This window comes from Cupriavidus sp. DF5525 (assembly GCF_040149425.2).
Taxonomy (GTDB): domain Bacteria; phylum Pseudomonadota; class Gammaproteobacteria; order Burkholderiales; family Burkholderiaceae; genus Cupriavidus; species Cupriavidus pickettii_A.
This window is the reverse complement of the sequence record NZ_CP168266.1, coordinates 1,354,568-1,370,318: the sequence shown is the minus strand read 5'-3', so window position 1 is coordinate 1,370,318 and position 15,751 is coordinate 1,354,568. Positions and strand designations below refer to the sequence as shown.

The 15,751-nt window shown below is 61.0% G+C and carries 17 protein-coding genes and 1 pseudogene; 12 read left to right on the top strand and 6 right to left on the bottom strand.

What is annotated here, in order from left to right:
• Positions 1-16: 16 nt before the first annotated feature.
• The 4 genes and pseudogenes from ABNX08_RS27555 to ABNX08_RS27540 all read right to left on the bottom strand — a co-directional run.
• A complete protein-coding gene (locus ABNX08_RS27555) occupies positions 17-577 on the bottom strand; it encodes an aminotransferase class I/II-fold pyridoxal phosphate-dependent enzyme (protein ID WP_374063723.1) in 561 nt (186 codons plus the stop codon).
• On the bottom strand, positions 577-837 hold the full coding sequence (locus ABNX08_RS27550; protein ID WP_374063722.1) for a hypothetical protein: 261 nt from the start codon (positions 835-837) through the stop codon (positions 577-579). The genes ABNX08_RS27555 and ABNX08_RS27550 overlap by 1 nt, the downstream gene beginning before the upstream one ends.
• 174 nt (positions 838-1,011) lie before the next feature.
• Entirely contained in the window at positions 1,012-2,028 is a 1,017-nt protein-coding gene (locus tag ABNX08_RS27545; RefSeq protein WP_374063721.1) for an IS110 family transposase, read from the bottom strand.
• A gap of 59 nt (positions 2,029-2,087) precedes the next feature.
• A pseudogene (locus tag ABNX08_RS27540) lies at positions 2,088-2,771 on the bottom strand (aminotransferase class I/II-fold pyridoxal phosphate-dependent enzyme); the annotation flags it as partial.
• A gap of 155 nt (positions 2,772-2,926) precedes the next feature.
• On the opposite strand from ABNX08_RS27540, the gene ABNX08_RS27535 reads away from it, so the two are divergent.
• From ABNX08_RS27535 to ABNX08_RS27525, 3 genes are all read left to right on the top strand, one after another.
• Complete coding sequence (locus ABNX08_RS27535) at positions 2,927-3,847, top strand: LysR family transcriptional regulator (protein WP_349608191.1); 921 nt, start codon at positions 2,927-2,929, stop codon at positions 3,845-3,847.
• Positions 3,848-4,043: 196 nt separating this feature from the next.
• Entirely contained in the window at positions 4,044-5,048 is a 1,005-nt protein-coding gene (locus tag ABNX08_RS27530) for a tripartite tricarboxylate transporter substrate-binding protein (protein WP_022538871.1), read from the top strand.
• A 201-nt stretch (positions 5,049-5,249) separates the two neighbouring features.
• A complete protein-coding gene (locus ABNX08_RS27525; RefSeq protein ID WP_349608193.1) occupies positions 5,250-6,290 on the top strand; it encodes a tripartite tricarboxylate transporter substrate binding protein in 1,041 nt (346 codons plus the stop codon).
• Between the two features lie 21 nt (positions 6,291-6,311).
• Here ABNX08_RS27525 and ABNX08_RS27520 read toward each other — a convergent pair whose 3' ends face one another.
• Entirely contained in the window at positions 6,312-7,241 is a 930-nt protein-coding gene (locus tag ABNX08_RS27520) for a LysR substrate-binding domain-containing protein (protein WP_022538869.1), read from the bottom strand.
• Between the two features lie 135 nt (positions 7,242-7,376).
• Here ABNX08_RS27520 and ABNX08_RS27515 point away from each other — a divergent pair, with 135 nt between their 5' ends.
• The 9 genes from ABNX08_RS27515 (at position 7,377) to ABNX08_RS27475 (ending at position 14,812) form a co-directional block, all read left to right on the top strand.
• A complete protein-coding gene (locus ABNX08_RS27515) occupies positions 7,377-7,910 on the top strand; it encodes a thiamine pyrophosphate-binding protein (RefSeq protein WP_022538868.1) in 534 nt (177 codons plus the stop codon).
• Positions 7,911-7,914: 4 nt separating this feature from the next.
• A complete protein-coding gene (locus ABNX08_RS27510; RefSeq protein ID WP_022538867.1) occupies positions 7,915-8,520 on the top strand; it encodes a thiamine pyrophosphate-dependent enzyme in 606 nt (201 codons plus the stop codon).
• Between the two features lie 32 nt (positions 8,521-8,552).
• On the top strand, positions 8,553-10,022 hold the full coding sequence (locus ABNX08_RS27505; protein WP_022538866.1) for an aldehyde dehydrogenase: 1,470 nt from the start codon (positions 8,553-8,555) through the stop codon (positions 10,020-10,022).
• Positions 10,023-10,072: 50 nt separating this feature from the next.
• Positions 10,073-10,963 carry an amino acid ABC transporter substrate-binding protein gene (locus ABNX08_RS27500; RefSeq protein ID WP_022538865.1) on the top strand — a complete coding sequence of 297 codons (891 nt, stop codon included), beginning with the start codon at positions 10,073-10,075 and terminating at the stop codon, positions 10,961-10,963.
• Between the two features lie 87 nt (positions 10,964-11,050).
• Entirely contained in the window at positions 11,051-11,761 is a 711-nt protein-coding gene (locus tag ABNX08_RS27495) for an amino acid ABC transporter permease (protein WP_022538864.1), read from the top strand.
• On the top strand, positions 11,758-12,426 hold the full coding sequence (locus ABNX08_RS27490; RefSeq protein WP_022538863.1) for an amino acid ABC transporter permease: 669 nt from the start codon (positions 11,758-11,760) through the stop codon (positions 12,424-12,426). The genes ABNX08_RS27495 and ABNX08_RS27490 overlap by 4 nt, the downstream gene beginning before the upstream one ends.
• A gap of 11 nt (positions 12,427-12,437) precedes the next feature.
• Positions 12,438-13,172: an amino acid ABC transporter ATP-binding protein gene (locus ABNX08_RS27485; RefSeq protein WP_022538862.1), complete on the top strand. Its 735-nt coding sequence runs from the start codon at positions 12,438-12,440 to the stop codon at positions 13,170-13,172.
• A 110-nt stretch (positions 13,173-13,282) separates the two neighbouring features.
• The gene (locus tag ABNX08_RS27480; RefSeq protein WP_022538861.1) at positions 13,283-14,263 is read left to right on the top strand and encodes a threonine/serine dehydratase; all 981 of its coding nucleotides are present in this window, start codon (positions 13,283-13,285) and stop codon (positions 14,261-14,263) included.
• Between the two features lie 87 nt (positions 14,264-14,350).
• Positions 14,351-14,812, top strand: coding sequence for a RidA family protein (locus ABNX08_RS27475; protein WP_022538860.1), 462 nt, complete (start codon positions 14,351-14,353; stop codon positions 14,810-14,812).
• On the opposite strand, the gene ABNX08_RS27470 is transcribed toward ABNX08_RS27475, so the two are convergent.
• Positions 14,802-15,725, bottom strand: a complete 924-nt coding sequence (locus tag ABNX08_RS27470; RefSeq protein WP_022538859.1) for a LysR family transcriptional regulator — start codon at positions 15,723-15,725, stop codon at positions 14,802-14,804. The two genes, ABNX08_RS27475 and ABNX08_RS27470, sit on opposite strands and share 11 nt — an antisense overlap.
• Between the last annotated feature and the right edge of the window lie 26 nt (positions 15,726-15,751).

Genomic DNA, 15,751 nt, shown 5'->3' with positions numbered 1-15,751 from the left:
GGATTTGTGGAAGGACTTATCGGATCAGTGCTGCAGCGGCCGCGTCGATTCGACGCGCGCCTTCGGCCAGCTGGTCCATGCTGGTGGCGAACGACAGTCGGAAGTGGGAATCGACGCCATAGGCGGAGCCCTGCAGGACTGCGAGGTTCTGCGATTCCAGCACCCAGGAAACCCAGTCGTCGCTGTTGCGGATCACTCGCCCGTCCGGCGTGCGCGAGCCGAAAAGCCCTTCGCACGAGGCAAAGACATAGAACGCGCCTGCAGGCGCTTCACAGGCGATGCCGTCGATCTTGCCCAAGGCCTCGATCACCGCATCCCGGCGCGCCCGGAAGATGTCCCGGTTGGCGGAGATAAAGTCCTGGGGCCCTTCGAGGGCTGCGACGGCGGCGGCCTGGGCAACGGCGTTCGCGCCGGATGTGCTCTGGGATTGCAGCTTGACCATTGCCTTGACCAGTGCGGCGGGGCCACCGGCGTACCCGATCCGCCAGCCCGTCATTGCATAGGCTTTGGACACGCCGTTGATGGTGAGCGTGCGATCCTTCAGCACGGGCGCGGCCTGCGCCATCGTGACACCCATTAGCCGGCCGAAGTCAAGGTGCAAATCCTCCCCATCGCCAGATTGCCATGATGATGAAAATAACCATCATCATGGCAATCTGGCGAAATTCCTTCCATTATCCTGTCGCGGCTGCCTGCAGGGGCGGTATCGCATCCGTTTTCTCGCGGCTGGTTGCGAACCGGATCGCACCAGACACCCATCGGGATCAAGCGATCGGCGATGAATTGTCGATCACCCTGGCGGCGGTGCCGCCCCAGAGAAACGTTGGTGCCAGACAAGGTCCAATGGGTTTCAAAACCGTGGCTGTTGCCTGCGCAACGCCAGTCAAGCGTGGCTCATTGTCTAGGCGACCCGGCTATCTGCAAACAGGAGGCGGGGCAAAGGGAGGACCCAATCAAAACCATGGCTTTTCACCAGTCACGTTACCGGGCTCGTTCCCCTTGCACCGCCTTTTAGCCAAAGCAGCGGGTTACGTCAAATGGCTTGTGCTCCCGAAGCATGTGATAGCAGGCGCGCGCCAGCTTGTGCGCCAGCGCCTTGATCGCGATAATCCCGTTACGTGCGCGTTTCTTGCGCTCGTAAAAGCGTCTAGCTTCCGGGCACGAACGCATGGCGAAGTTGGCCGCCTCGACAAATGCCCACGCCAGATACTTGTTGCCGTTCTTTGTGTTGCCTTCGCCTTTCTTCCTGCTGTTGCTTTCGCGCCGGCTGTCCACACAGCGGCAGTACGAACTGAAATCACCAACCTCGGTGAAACGCGAGATGGTTCCGGTTTCCAGCATGATCGTGGTTGCGAGAACCGGACCAATGCCAGGCACCGAGTTCAGCAACACGTAGTCGGGTTGCAGTTTCACCCGCTCCATGAGACGCTTCTCGAGGATTCCGATCTGCTCCTGCAAGGTTTGCATCACCGCCAGATTGGCCTTCATCGCGAGCGCTACGTCCGGTGCAAAGCCGAATTCGCTGACCTGTGTCTTATCCAGATGCTTGACCTGTTCACCCCGCATCTGCCCACCAGTGTGGCGTGAGAACAGGTTCTCGATCGCGAGGATCTGGGCCGTACGACACTGCACCAGTTGCATGCGCTTGCGCGAGAGATCGCGCACCGGACGTTCTTCTGCTGGATAAATGTAGCCTTCTGGCAATAGCCCCAGACGCAGCAGTTGTGCGAGATGGGCTGCATCCGCGAAGTCCCCACTATATTTCAGCCCCTCGTACTGCTTGATCGCTGCGGGGTTCGCCAGATGCACCTGGTAGCCATCTTTCATCAGGTCATCAACCAGCCAGTACCAATTAAACGTGGCTTCGATTACCACCCCCACCAGCTCGTCACGATGCGGCGCCAGGGCCGTCCGGATCTGGACCGGATCGTTTGGTAACCGCCGCTGGTAGATAACCCGGTCAGCTTCATCGCTGACCACAACCACACTGTTGTTCGAGTGCAGGTCGATTCCACTAAACTTGTTCATGCCGGCCTCCTGTGCGTCACGTCGGTGTTCGCATCTCGACTCTACGCCAGCCGTTCGACCCGAACGGAGGGGAGGCCGGCTATATGATTATCAAAGCCGGAATCGTCATACATCAGGTGCTCGTAGATGTCGTCCGTCATGACCCAGACATGGGGATGGCGCTCCAGCACGGCGGCGAGCGCGACCAACTCTTCGCGGGAATATGCGGCACCGCTCGGATTGTTCGGTGAATTCAGGATCAGCCAGCGGGTCCGCGGTGAGATGGCGCGTTCGAGCTCCTCCGGCGTCAGCTTGAAGCCGTTCTCCGCCTTGCAGGGCGCGAACACCGGGACGCCGCCTGCGAACAGCGTGATATCCGGATACGAAACCCAGTACGGTGCGGGAACAATGACCTCGTCGCCTTGCTGCACGGTGCAGAGGATCGCGTTGAAAATCACTTGCTTGGCGCCGGTGCTGATGATGATCTCATTGGCGCTGTAGCTCAGCCCGTTCTCACGCCTGAACTTGCGCGCGACAGCCTCGCGCAGATCGGCAGTGCCGCCGACGTCGGTATAGCGTGTCTTGCCTGCGACCATTGCTTCCCACGCGGCTTCCCGGATATGAAGCGGTGTTTCGAAATCGGGTTCCCCCGCCGTCAGGCCAATGACGTCGCGGCCGGCGGCACGAAGCTCGCGCACGAGTTGCCCTGCCATGGAGCTCGGGGAAGGCTTGATTCTGTTGAGGCGGTCGGTGAGATGAAGCATGGATACTCGCGTTGGGCTGAACTTGCGAAAAAGTATCTGCTATCGGTTTCTGTCCAACAAACGAGGAATTGGATGGCTGAGGTATTCCTTTTTTTCGTGGGTTGCGCCCTCCAGGTGCGAGAATAGGGAAGGTTGATTCAGCCCCATCCACCATCATGAATGTGACGTTCAAGCAGCTCGAGGCGTTCTACTTCAGCGTAACGCTCGCCTCGTTCAGCGCTGCAGCCACCAAGCTCCATACCACGCAGTCCGCGATGTCAAAGCGGATCAACGAACTCGAACAGGCGCTGGGCGTGCAGCTTGTCCACCGCATGCCAAAAGGCCTGGTACCAACCCACGCGGGTTCGCGACTGTTGATCCTTGCGCAGGACGCGATGCGCCTCAGGGAGCGGATCGCGGCCGAAGTGGGGCAGGCGGACGAGGTCGCGGGGACGTACCGCATCGGCGTCACCGAGCTGATTGCCCTGACCTGGCTGACGGAACTGATACGGGAACTCAAGCGCAGGTATCCGGCGCTGCAGGTAGAGCCGGTCGTGGACGCCGGCATGAACCTGTTCGATGACCTGGAGGCCAACAAGATCGATCTGGCCATCCTGCCCGGGACGTTCTGGGGCGATGCCTACAAGACCGTCGAGGTGGGGCGCGTGGAGGACTTGTGGATGGCAAGCCCGCGGCTGGCATTGCCGGACAGGCCACTGAAGCCGGAGGAGTTTGCCGACTATCCCGTCCTGGAACAGTCGGTCGGCTCCGCCAAAAATACCTACTACGGCCCATGGCGCCGCGAACATGGATTCCGGTTCAGGAAGGTCTTTTTGACCAACAGCCTGACCGTGCTCAGGGAACTGACCATCGAAGGCCTTGGCATCAGCCAGCTGGCTCTCGACTACTTCGCCCCGGATATTGAAAGGGGCCTGCTGCGCGTCGTGCGCAGCGAGCCGATGCCCCCGCCGCTGGTGTACTCCGCGGTGTTCCGCAACGACGCCTTTACCCGCGCACTCGATGTGATCGCAGAGGTCAGCCAGCGTGTCTGCGATTTCCGGCGTGGTCCACACGATCTCGCGGCTGCCGCAAGCTAAGCCGTGCCGGCGGCTCCGCGGGCTGGACTCGCGCGAACCTGGGCCTCGCGGCGCAGCCCTGCGTTCGGCCGGGCCGTATGACCCATTCGATAAATCCGGATTCCCTCCGGTGCAGTTATGCCGCACTCTAGTCTCCGTTTGATAAACCGACCGGTGCGACACAGCAAGCACGCGCCGGCGACATGGAGACGGATATATGCGCGTTCAAGCGGGTAAGGCCATGCTGGCCGGTATGAAGTGGATCACGGGCGGGGCGCTCGGATTGGCGTTTTCCGCGGGGGCGCTGGCAGCGGATGCTTATCCGTCGAAGCCGATTACGCTGGTGGTGCCGTTCTCGGCCGGCGGCCCGACCGACGTGGTGTCCAGGGCACTGGGGCAGGCCATGTCGAAGGAGCTGGGGCAGAGCGTTGTAGTGGAAAACAAACTCGGCGCCGGCGGCACGGTGGCGGCCGCATTTGTGGCGCGGGCGCAGCCTGACGGCTACACGATCCTGATCCACCACAACGGGATGGCGACGGCGCCGGCGCTGTACAAGAAGCTGTCCTACAGCCCGCTGAAGGATTTCGAGTACATCGGGCAGGTGGCGGATGTGCCGATGACGCTGCTGGGCCGCAAGGACCTGCCGCCGGCAAACGCGGCGGAGCTGATCAAGTACGTGTCGCAGAACAAGGAGAAGGTCTCGCTGGCCAATGCCGGCCTCGGCGCGGTTTCGCAGCTATGCGGCCTGCTGTTCGAGGAGGCAGTCAAAGTCAAGATGACCTCCGTTCCCTACCAGGGCACCGGCCCCGCGCTGACGGCCTTGCTGGGCGGGCAGGTGGACCTGTTGTGCGACCAGACCACCTCGACGCTGTCGCATATCAACGCCAACCGCGTCAAGCTGTATGGCGTGACGACACCGAGCCGCATCAAGGCGCTGCCCAATGCGCCGACGCTGCAGGAAGGGGGCCTGAAGGGCTTCTCGATGAAGGTCTGGCACGGGATCTATGCGCCCAAGGGCACGCCGCCCGCGGTCACCGCCAGACTGACCAAGGCGCTGCAGCAGGCATTGAAGGATCCTGCCGTCGCCAAGCGGCTTGACGACCTGGGTGCCGAGGTCGTGCCGGTAGACAAGCAGACGCCGGAAGGACTGCGGACCTGGCTCAAGGCGGAAAGCGACAAGTGGCAGCCGTTGCTGAAGACCATGAAGGTGGAAGCCGACTGACGTCCTGCTGCCGGTAGCGCGGCAGCGCTTCCCTTCCGTTGGACCTTGAATGTACGCCGCGCGGCGATGGCTGCGCGGCGTACTTGCGTTTACGCGGCGATTTCGTCGGCGCGGCGCTTCGGGTTAACACCGCAGTAGTAGCCCCAGGCATGCCACCCCTTGATAGCAGCAGCGGAATTTTCTATTTCACCGTCGCCACGGTTGCTCGCTACCATCGTTTTAAAGGGTGCCGACGCGCAATGCGCCACCCAACCAAAATATCTACCTGGAAGAGACATGAAACGCTTGCTGGCTCAAGTGGGGATCGGTGCGCTCATTTCGTTCAGCGCGCACGCCCAGGCTGCTTATCCTGACCATCCCGTCCGAATGGTCGTCGGCTTCGCCGCCGGCGGCAGCACCGACGTGGTGGCGCGCATCGTGGCGAACAAGCTCGGCGCCTTGCTCGGGCAGTCGGTCGTGGTGGAAAACAAGGCAGGGGCCGGCGGCACCATTGCGACCGATGTGGTCGCCAAGAGCCCGGCGGATGGCTACACGCTGTTGTTCGGCACCAGTTCCCACGCCATCAACGCCACGCTTTACAAGAAGCTGCCGTATGACCCCGTCAATGCGCTGGTGCCGGTATCCGTGGTGGCGGGGGTGCCGATGGTGCTGGCGGTCAATCCTTCGGTGAAGGCGAATACGGCCAAGGAACTGGTCGAGGACATCAAGAAAAATCCTGGCAAGTACAGTTACGGTTCCGCAGGGAAGGGTAGCGCCGTCCATATGGCGGTCGAGTTGCTGCAGTTCCAGGAGCACCTGAAGCTCACCCATGTTCCGTTCCGTGGCGCCAGCCAGGCGATCCAGTCGGTGATTTCCGGCGACGTCCAGTTCATTACCGATGCAGTGTCGACAGCTGCGCCCATGATTCAGTCCGGTCGCCTGAAGGCGCTCGCGGTCACGACTGCCACGCGTTCCAGCGTGCTGCCAGACGTGCCGACGATGAAGGAAGCGGGCTACGCGAACTATGAAACGTCGCTGTGGAATATGGTGATGGTGCCAAAGGGCACACCGGCCCCGGTCATTGAAAAGCTGAGCGCTGCCTTGCAGACGGCTGTCAAGGACCCTGAGGTGCGTCAGCGCATGGAAAAGATCGGCGTGCAGCCCATCGTCGATTCCACCCCGGACAAGGCGGCCAAATTTGTCCAGGCCGAGACGCGCCGGTGGGCCGAGGTCATCAAGGCCGCCAACATCGAGCTTGACTGACTCACCGACGCCGTCGCCGCGTCAGGCGCTGACCCACGTTGCCCCCGGCCATGCCCCGTCGACCACCAGCCGCTTCATCAGCGCGACCAGCTCCGCGGAAACGAAGCCGGCCGCCGGTGTAAGCCGCCGCGTGGCGGCGTGCGCCAGCACGATGCGGCGCGAGAGGTTGGGCGAGACGATCGGCGCGCCGGCAAGGATGCCGTCCTCCATCTCCTCGGACACCGCGGAACTCGGCAGCACGGTGTGGCCGAAGCCCTTTGCCACCAGGTTCTTCTGCACGGCCAGGGAGTTGGTCTCGACGGCGATCGTGGGGCTGAAGCCGGCGACCGCGCAGGCATGCTCGACCACGCTGCGCAGCCCGTGCGGGGCGTTGGGCAGGATCAGCGGCAGGTCGCGGAAGCGCTCGACGGTTTGTTCCTCGCCTGGCGCAAGGGTGCCGGCCGGCCCCACCAGGTAGAGCTGTTCATCGAGCAGTGCTTCGACCTGCAGGCCGGGAGAGCTCTTGGTGTCGTAGAGCAGGGCGACCTGGACATCGCCGGCCTCGAGCCATTGCAGCAGGTTTCCTGCGTAGCCCACGTTGATGCGCACCACCAGTTGCGGATGCCTGGCTTTCACCGTGGCAACCAGCTCCGCCGCCAATAACTCACAAGTGCTGGGGAGAAGCCCAATGACGGCCGTGCCAGTAATCGCGCCCCTTGCCGGAGTGATCTCCGCCTTGGCGCGGTCGAGCTCCTGCATCGCCCTGCGGCCGTATTCGACCAGGGTGCGGCCGGCCTCGGTCAGGACCATGCCATGGCGCTCGCGCTCGAACAGTTCCACGCCGAGCTCCTCCTCGAGCAGGCGCACGTGCCTGGAAACCGCCGGCTGCACGATGCGCAGGAGCTCGGCCGCCTTGGTGGCGCTCCCGGTCTCGGCGATCGCTAACAGGGCGCGAAGCTGCTTGATGTCCATATTTGTAGAGGCCCCTGGCCGGCATTCAACTTCGTGATTGCAGGCATCAATTAATTGTATTTCAGCCTGCTAGCTAGTCAACTCTATGATAGCAAACGTTGTCCCCTTCGTTGTCCCCCTTCCTAACTTGCGACTATGACGACAAACAACTCTGAGCCCCTTGCCTGGCAAGAGGACATCTTCCAGGTCTTCAAACAGAACGGCGTGCGCCAGGTGGCCTACGTGCCCGACGCCGGACACTCCCATGTCATCCGACGCGCCAAGGCGGATCCCGAAATCCGCGACGTGGTGCTGACCACCGAAGAAGAAGGCGTGGGCGTCGTCAGCGGCGCCTGGCTCGGCGGGGACCGCGCCGTGCTGCTGATGCAGAGCAGCGGCGTCGGCAACTGCGTGAACATGTTCTCGCTGCTGGAGAGCTGCCAGTTCCCGTTCTTCACCCTGGTGACCATGCGCGGCGAGTACGCCGAGTTCAATCCCTGGCAGAACCCGATGGGCCAGGCCACCCAGCGCGCGCTGGAGCTGATGGGCATCACGGTCTATCGCGTGAACTCCCCGGACGAAGCCGCCGAGCTGGTCGACGCCGGCCTGGTTTCCGCCTTCGACGCTGGCAACCGCGTTGCCGTTCTCCTGTCCCAGAGCCTTATCGGCCGCAAAAAGTGGATGCGCTGATCCTATGACTACCTCTACCTCCAAGGCCGCCAAGCCCGGCATCGACCGCCGCAAGTTCGTTGCCGAACTGCTGACGCAATTTCCTGACGCGCTCGTGGTATCGGGCCTCGGTTCTCCTTCGTACGACGTGTTTGCTGCCGGCGACCGACCCGGCAACTTCTACCTGTGGGGCGCGATGGGCGGCTCGACTTCGCTGGCGCTCGGCCTTGCCATCGCCCGGCCCGAGAAGACCGTGATTGCCATCACCGGCGACGGCGAGCAGCTGATGGGCATCGGCAGCCTGGCGACGGCCGCGGCGCAACAGCAGAAGAACCTGAACATCGTGATTCTCGATAACGGCCACTTCGGTGAGACCGGCATGCAGCAGAGCCACACCAGCCTGGGTACCAACCTGGCTCAGGTGGCGAAGGCTGTCGGCGTGCCGACGACGCTCGAAATTTCCGATATCGATGAGCTGGGCAAGCTCGCACAAGCCATCAGGAAGGCCGACAGCATGACCGTTGCGCAGGTCTACATCTCGACCGACGAGCCGCAGCGGGCGCTGCCGCCGCGCGATGGCACCTTCGTCAAGAACCGTTTCCGCGAGCATCTCGGCTTCGCGCCGTTCTAGTCTGCCAACCCGAACCCGGAAAGCCCTGCGCCATGAAGCAGTATCAAATGTTCATCGACGGCACCTTCGTCAATGCGAGCGACGGTCGCTGGTTTGAAACCCAGAACCCCTACACCGGCAAGACCTGGGCCGAAGTGGCCCGCGGCACCGAAGCGGATGTCGACCGCGCAGTGCAGGCGGCCGACGCGGCGTTCCGCTCCGGCCCGTGGTCGGAGATGACGGCAACGCAGCGTGGCGCGCTGCTGCGCAAACTCGGCGACCTGATTGCCAGGGACGCCGAGCGGCTGGCCGAGTTCGAGGTGCAGGACAACGGCAAGCTGCTGGCGGAAATGGGCGCACAGCTCAAGTACCTGCCGCAGTGGTTCTATTACTTCGGGGGGCTGGCCGACAAGATTGAAGGCACGGTCATTCCCCTGGACAAGAAGGGCTACTTCAACTACACCCGGCGCGAGCCGCTGGGCGTGGTGGCGGCCATCACGCCGTGGAACTCGCCGCTGATGCTGCTGGCGTGGAAGATCGCGCCGGCTCTCGCGGCGGGATGTTCCGTGGTGGTGAAGCCGTCGGAGTTCACCTCCGTGTCGGCGCTTGAGCTTGCGCTGCTGTTCGAGGAAGCAGGCTTTCCCGCGGGCGTATTCAACGTCGTGACCGGGTTTGGCGCAGAGGTCGGCTCGCCGCTGGTAACCCATCCGCTGGTCAAGAAGGTGACCTTTACCGGATCGGACGCAACCGGACGCGTCATCAACCAGCAATGCGCGGCGCAGTTCAAGCACGTGAGCCTGGAGCTCGGCGGCAAGTCGCCGAACATCGTCTTCAACGATTCCAACCTGGATGACGCCGTCAACGGCGCCGTCTCCGGCATCTTTGCCGCGAGCGGCCAGACCTGTATCGCCGGTTCACGGCTGCTGCTGCAGGAAGACATCCACGATGTCTTTGTCGAGAAGCTGCTGGCGCTCGCCGGCACGGCAAAGCTCGGCAACCCGATGAATGCCTCCACGCAGGTGGGGCCCATCACGACGCCGGCGCAGTATGAAAAGGTGCTGTCGTATATCAAGATCGCACAGGACGAAGGCGCGGAACTGCTGCTCGGCGGCAAGCCGGCGTCCTGCGGCGAGGGATGGTTTGTCGAGCCGACCATCTTCGCCAGGGTCTCGCCGAAGATGCGTATCGCGCAGGAGGAGGTGTTCGGGCCGGTGCTGTCCATCCTGAAGTTCAGGGACGAAGCCGAAGCCATCGCGATTGCCAACGACAGTTGCTATGGGCTTGGCGCCGGGGTCTGGACCTCCGATATCGGTCGGGCCTTCCGTATGTCGGAGAAGATCCAGGCGGGCACGGTCTGGGTGAACACCTATCGTGCCGTCAGCTTCATGTCGCCGTTCGGTGGGTACAAGGACTCGGGCCTCGGCCGGGAAAACGGCATCGCCGCGATCGAGTCGTACCTGCAGACCAAGAGTGTGTGGATCAACACCGGGGCCGCCACCGGCAATCCGTTCACCATCCGGTGAGCTGGTGCGGTTCGACGTGGAAAATATGTATAGAAATAAGGAGACACTAAATGAAACTGCCTATCTCTTTGATCGCGCTTTGCTCGTTGCTTTGCGCTAGCCCCATCCAGGCCCAATCCAAAGACACCTTGCAGAAGATCAAGGAGTCCGGCGTCATTGGGTTGGGTGCCAGAGACGCGTCCTTCCCGTTTTCATACAAGACGAGCGCGGACGCGAATCCGGTCGGGTTTTCGGCGGATCTGTGTCTAAAGGTGGTCGATGCAGTCAAGAAGAAACTGCAGATGCCGAACCTTAAGGTGCAGTACACGATAGTCACGCCAACCAACAGGATCCCATTGCTGCAGAACGGCACGATCGATCTCGAGTGCAGTACCACCACAAATACCACTGCACGTGCCCAACAGGTGGAGTTCGCGCCTACACATTTCGTCAGCAGCATTGCAGTTGCCGTCAAGAAGCAATCCGGAATCAGCTCGATGACGCAGCTCGAAGGCAAGACGGTTGCCACGGTTACCGGATCCACCACGATTCAGCTACTTCGTAGCTATCGGCGGACCGAGAAGAAGGACTTTCAGGAGTTGTACGGCAAGGACATTGCCGATGCGTTCCTGTTGCTTTCGTCTGGCCGTGCGAACGCAATGATCCTGGAAGATGTGCAGCTAGCCGGTTTGATCGCGACCTCGGCAAGTCCGAATGAATACAAGATACTCGACGAGAGACTCCGGGATGAGCCCTATGGCTTGATGTTCCGCAAGGACGATCCGGCCTTCAAGGAATTGGTCAATGACACCATCGGCGCCGTCATGAAGAGCGGAGAGATCAACGAGCTGTATGCAAAGTGGTTCTCGCGCCCGGTCCCTCCGTCGGGAGTCAACCTGAATTTCCCAATGTCGAAAGCGCTGAAGGACACCTATAGCAGTCCCAACAACCGCGGCATCTGAGAGCGAAACGATTGGCGTCCGGCGGCGAAGCATACCGCCGGACGCCATCTGCAGGTGAGTTCGCAACTGTAGCGGAAGGAGACATCGTTGAGTAATTATTGGGATTGGCAGGTGTTTCTTCAGGACACCGGCGGAGGCGAGACGTATCTGGAGTGGATGCTGTCGGCCTGGGGATGGACGCTTTCCGTTGCGCTGTGCTCGCTGTTTCTGGCGTTGCTGGTTGGTGCCATCGTGGGCGTGTTGCGTACCACTGGCAATCGTGCGGTAGTGGCGCTCGGCAATGTCTGGACCGAGGTATTCCGCAATATTCCGCTGCTGCTTCAGATCTTCCTCTGGTACCACGTCATTCCCGGGCTTATCCCGAGCCTGCGCGCGGTGCCTGGCTTTTTCCTGGTGGTCATGGCGCTGGGACTTTATACCTCCTCTCGTGTTGCGGAGCAGGTAAAGGCGGGGATCCTGGCATTGCCGCGAGGCCAGCGCCATGCGGGCCTGGCAATGGGATTCACCCCGGTCCAGACATATCGCTACGTCATCTTGCCGGTGGCGCTGAGAATTATCATTCCGCCGCTTACCAGTGAGTCGATGAGCATCATCAAGAACTCTTCGGTGGCATTCGCGGTGAGCATCGCCGAACTGACAATGTTCGCGATGCAGGCGCAGGAAGAAACCGCCCGGGGTATCGAGATCTACCTGGCGGTGACCGGCTTGTATTTCATCTCCGCCTTTGCCGTCAACCGCATTGCGCACATTATCGAGCGCAAAGTCCGTGTACCTGGCATGCCGGGGGCAGTCAAATGAATACTCTGGATTTCAGTTTCTTCAACTGGAGCGTCGTTTCGGGATTCGTGCTGAAAGGGCTCTATTTTTCAGTGCAACTCACGCTGGTCGCAATGCTCGGGGGGATCGTACTCGGAACCATTCTCGCGTTGATGCGATTGTCCGGCAAGCGATGGCTGGAGGTGCCGGCCGCCGCTTACGTCAACACGCTCAGATCCGTGCCGCTGGTGATGGTGATCCTGTGGTTCTTCCTGCTGATACCCCTGCTTTTGAAGCGACCGCTTGGTGCAGAGCTCTCTGCGATTATCACCTTCACCGCATTCGAAGCGGCTTACTACTCGGAGATCATGCGGGCGGGCATTCAAAGTGTGCCACGGGGACAGGTGTTTGCCGGATATGCGATGGGCATGACCTATGCACAGACCATGCACCAGGTGGTTCTGCCGCAGGCCTTCCGCAACATGCTGCCTGTGCTGCTGACACAGACGATCGTGCTGTTTCAGGACACGAGTCTGGTTTATGCGATCGGTGCGCATGATCTGCTCAAAGGGTTCGAGGTGGTCGGAAAGAACCTCAACCGGCCGGTAGAAACCTACCTGATAGCGACGGTTGTTTATTTCGCTATCTGCCTTTCCCTGTCCATGCTCGTGAGAAGGCTGCAGAGAAAGGTGCAAATCATTCGCTGAGGAGACGCGTCATGATCAGTATCAACAACATTAGCAAATGGTACGGAAGCACGCGAGTGCTGACGGACTGCACGACGGGGATCAGCAAAGGAGAGGTGGTCGTCGTATGCGGGCCGTCCGGCTCCGGAAAAAGTACGTTGATCAAGACGGTCAACGGCCTTGAACCGGTACAGAGCGGCGATATCGTCGTCAATGGCTTCTCCATTACCGATCCCAAAACCAACCTCCCCAGGGTTCGCTCCGGTGTAGGCATGGTCTTTCAGCACTTTGAGCTCTTCCCGCATCTCTCCGTGACCGAGAATCTGACGCTCGCCCAGGTGAAAGTCCTGGGCCGTGATCGCGCTGACGCGAAGTGCCGGGGCCTGAAGATGCTGGAACGTGTAGGGCTGCTTGCACACAAGGACAAGTATCCGGGACAACTGTCGGGAGGGCAGCAGCAGCGCGTCGCGATTGCCCGGGCGCTGTCGATGGATCCGACTGTCATGCTGTTTGACGAGCCAACTTCGGCGCTGGACCCGGAGATGGTAGGCGAAGTGCTGGACGTCATGGTGCAACTGGCGAATGAAGGCATGACCATGATGTGCGTGACCCACGAAATGGGCTTCGCCAGGAAGGTGAGCGACCGCGTGATCTTCATGGATGGTGGAAGAATAATCGAGGATTGCGCCACGGACGAATTCTTTGGCAACGCCGAGACTCGGTCGCCGCGCGCGAAGGATTTTCTTTCCAAGATCCTGCAGCACTAGGCGGAGCTCCCGTTTCCGGTGTCACTGGCGGGAACGATATTCGCATTGGCGGCAACATCAGCCGCGCCTGGTTGCGCATGTCAGTGCGCTTCACATCGAACTGAAATGAAATGAAAAACTTCGACCTGGACGACATTCGCCGCGCTGCGGACCGCATCAACCTTCATATTGTCCGGACGCCGCTGCTGAGCACGCCAATGCTTGACGAGGCGGCGGGTTGCAATTTGTTTGTCAAGGCGGAACCGATTCAGCTGACCGGCTCGTTCAAGATCCGAGGGGCGCTGAACAAGGTACTTTCGCTTGATGCCGGACGCCTCGAACGTGGGGTGGTTACGTACTCGGCCGGCAACCACGGTCAGGGTGTTGCCGCGGCCGCCAGGTTGGTGGGCTGTCCCGCGGTAATCGTGCTGCCGGAAACAGCGCCTGCAATCAAAATCGATAGCTGTCGCTGGTGGGGCGCGGAGATCGTACTGTACGACCCCCAGACCCAGCAACGCGAGGCCGTCGCGGACAAAATCATCGAGCAAAGGGGCATGACATTCGTTTCTCCCTTTGACGACTTTGATGTCATGGCCGGGCAAGGCACCGTTGGCCTGGAGATTTGTGAGCAACTCGAGGAGCGCGGCGTGTCGCTCGACGCGTTGCTCGTGAATTGCAGTGGTGGAGGGCTATCGTCAGGGGTCATCACCGCGGTAACAGCCAAGTACCCGCAGGCTAAGTGTTACATCGTGGAGCCCCAAGGCTTTGAGAAGATGGCGCATTCGCTGGTCAGCGGAAGTCCTGAGAGAAATACCTCGGTTCCAAAGACGGTCATGGATGCAATTTCCGGCCCGGTTGTGGGTACCAAACCACTGAGTGTGCTTCTTCGACACCGTCTCGCCGGCATCAGCGTCAATGACGAAGAGGCCCTGCGCGCAGTATCTGCTGCCTTTCGCCTGCTGAAACTTGTGGTCGAGCCCGGCGCGGCCGCGAGCCTGGCTGCAGTAATCGAGAAGAAGGTCGACCTGGCCGGTAAAAATGTGGCGATCGTTTGCTCAGGGGGGAACGTCGACCCGGCCATCTTCGCACGCGCGCTGACCGGGCGCCAGTAGGCTAGGGAGCGCTGCTGGCGGTGCAAGGCTATGCTGCCACAGGCAGGCGACGCGTTACTTTCAGATAGTCCAACGGAGATTTTTTGTATGAAACCTGAAGAAAGACTTGCGGAACTAGGATTCGAGATTCCAGTAGCCTTGCCGCCTAACGGTACCTATATTCCGTATCGATTGCTTGGAAACACCCTCTACCTGTCGGGGCACGGCCCTCGGTTACCGGACAATTCGTACCGATTGGGGCGTCTCGACTCAGACGAGCAGGTGCCTGCCGGGTATGCCGACGCTCAACTTGCAGCGCTGAACATGCTTGCAACGATAAAGCTTGCCGTTGGCGAACTAAGTCGCGTCGAAGCGGTGGTCAAGCTATTGGGCATGGTTCATGCGGGCACAACGTTCCGCGGCCACACGAAGGTCATTGACGGCTGCTCGGACATCCTCGTCAAGGCATTTGGGGAAAAGGGAATGCATGCTCGCTCAGCCGTGGGCGTGAACTCTTTACCCCATGGTATGACGGTGGAGATTGAAGCCATTCTGCACATCAGAGATTGAGTCCGGCCGGGCTCCCGCCCGCCGCCTGCGCCACTTCGATCAGTTCATCGATCAATGCCTTCGCGCAGCCAGGCAACCCTTCCAGTTCCCGCACGATCACCGCACGCTCCCGGATCGCCCACGGTTCGTGCAGTTCGATGATTTCGATCTTCATCGTCTGCTTGTGACGCAACGCCGCCGACAGCGGCACCACGCCAATGCCGACGCCGGCCTCGATCATCCGGCACATGGCTTCAAAGCTCCGGATCTGGATGCGGATCTGGAGCTTGCGCCGTTGGTCGCGTACCAGTTCGGTCAGAAAGGCGTGCAGGGTGCTGCCTTCATGCAGGCTGACGTGCTCGTAGTCGAGCGTGTCGTCGAAGGAGAGTTCTGGCTTCTTGGTCAGGGGATGGCCGACCGGTGTCGCCAGCACGAGCTTGTCCGTACTGAAATGGATGACCTCCAGCCCTTCCGAATTCAGCGGCCCGGAGATGATGCCGAGATCCGCGCTGCCATCCAGGACACCGCGGATGATGTCCCGCGTCAGGCGTTCCTGCAGGTCGACGGTGACGGCAGGGCGCTCTGCCATGAAGCGCGCCAGGACCTCGGGCATGAACTCGGTGACGGCGGTGGTGTTTGCAAAGATGCGGATATGACCGACCGTGTCCTTGGAATACTCCTCGAATTCGCTTTTGACATGCTCGAACTGGCGCTCGATCACGCGGGTATGCCGCAGCAGGCGCTCGCCGGCGGGGGTCAGGGCGAGGCCCTTGCTCTCCCGATAGAACAGGCGGGTCCCTAGCTGGTCCTCCAGGGCCTTGAGTCGTGCGCTGGCCGCGGCAGGCGACAAAAATGCCTTCTTCGCCCCGCGCGACAGGTTTTCTTCCTCGGCAATGCGTGCAAACAGCCTGAGGTCGGCAAAGTCAAAATGCATATGTGCTCCTTGCCTCAACTGTATCA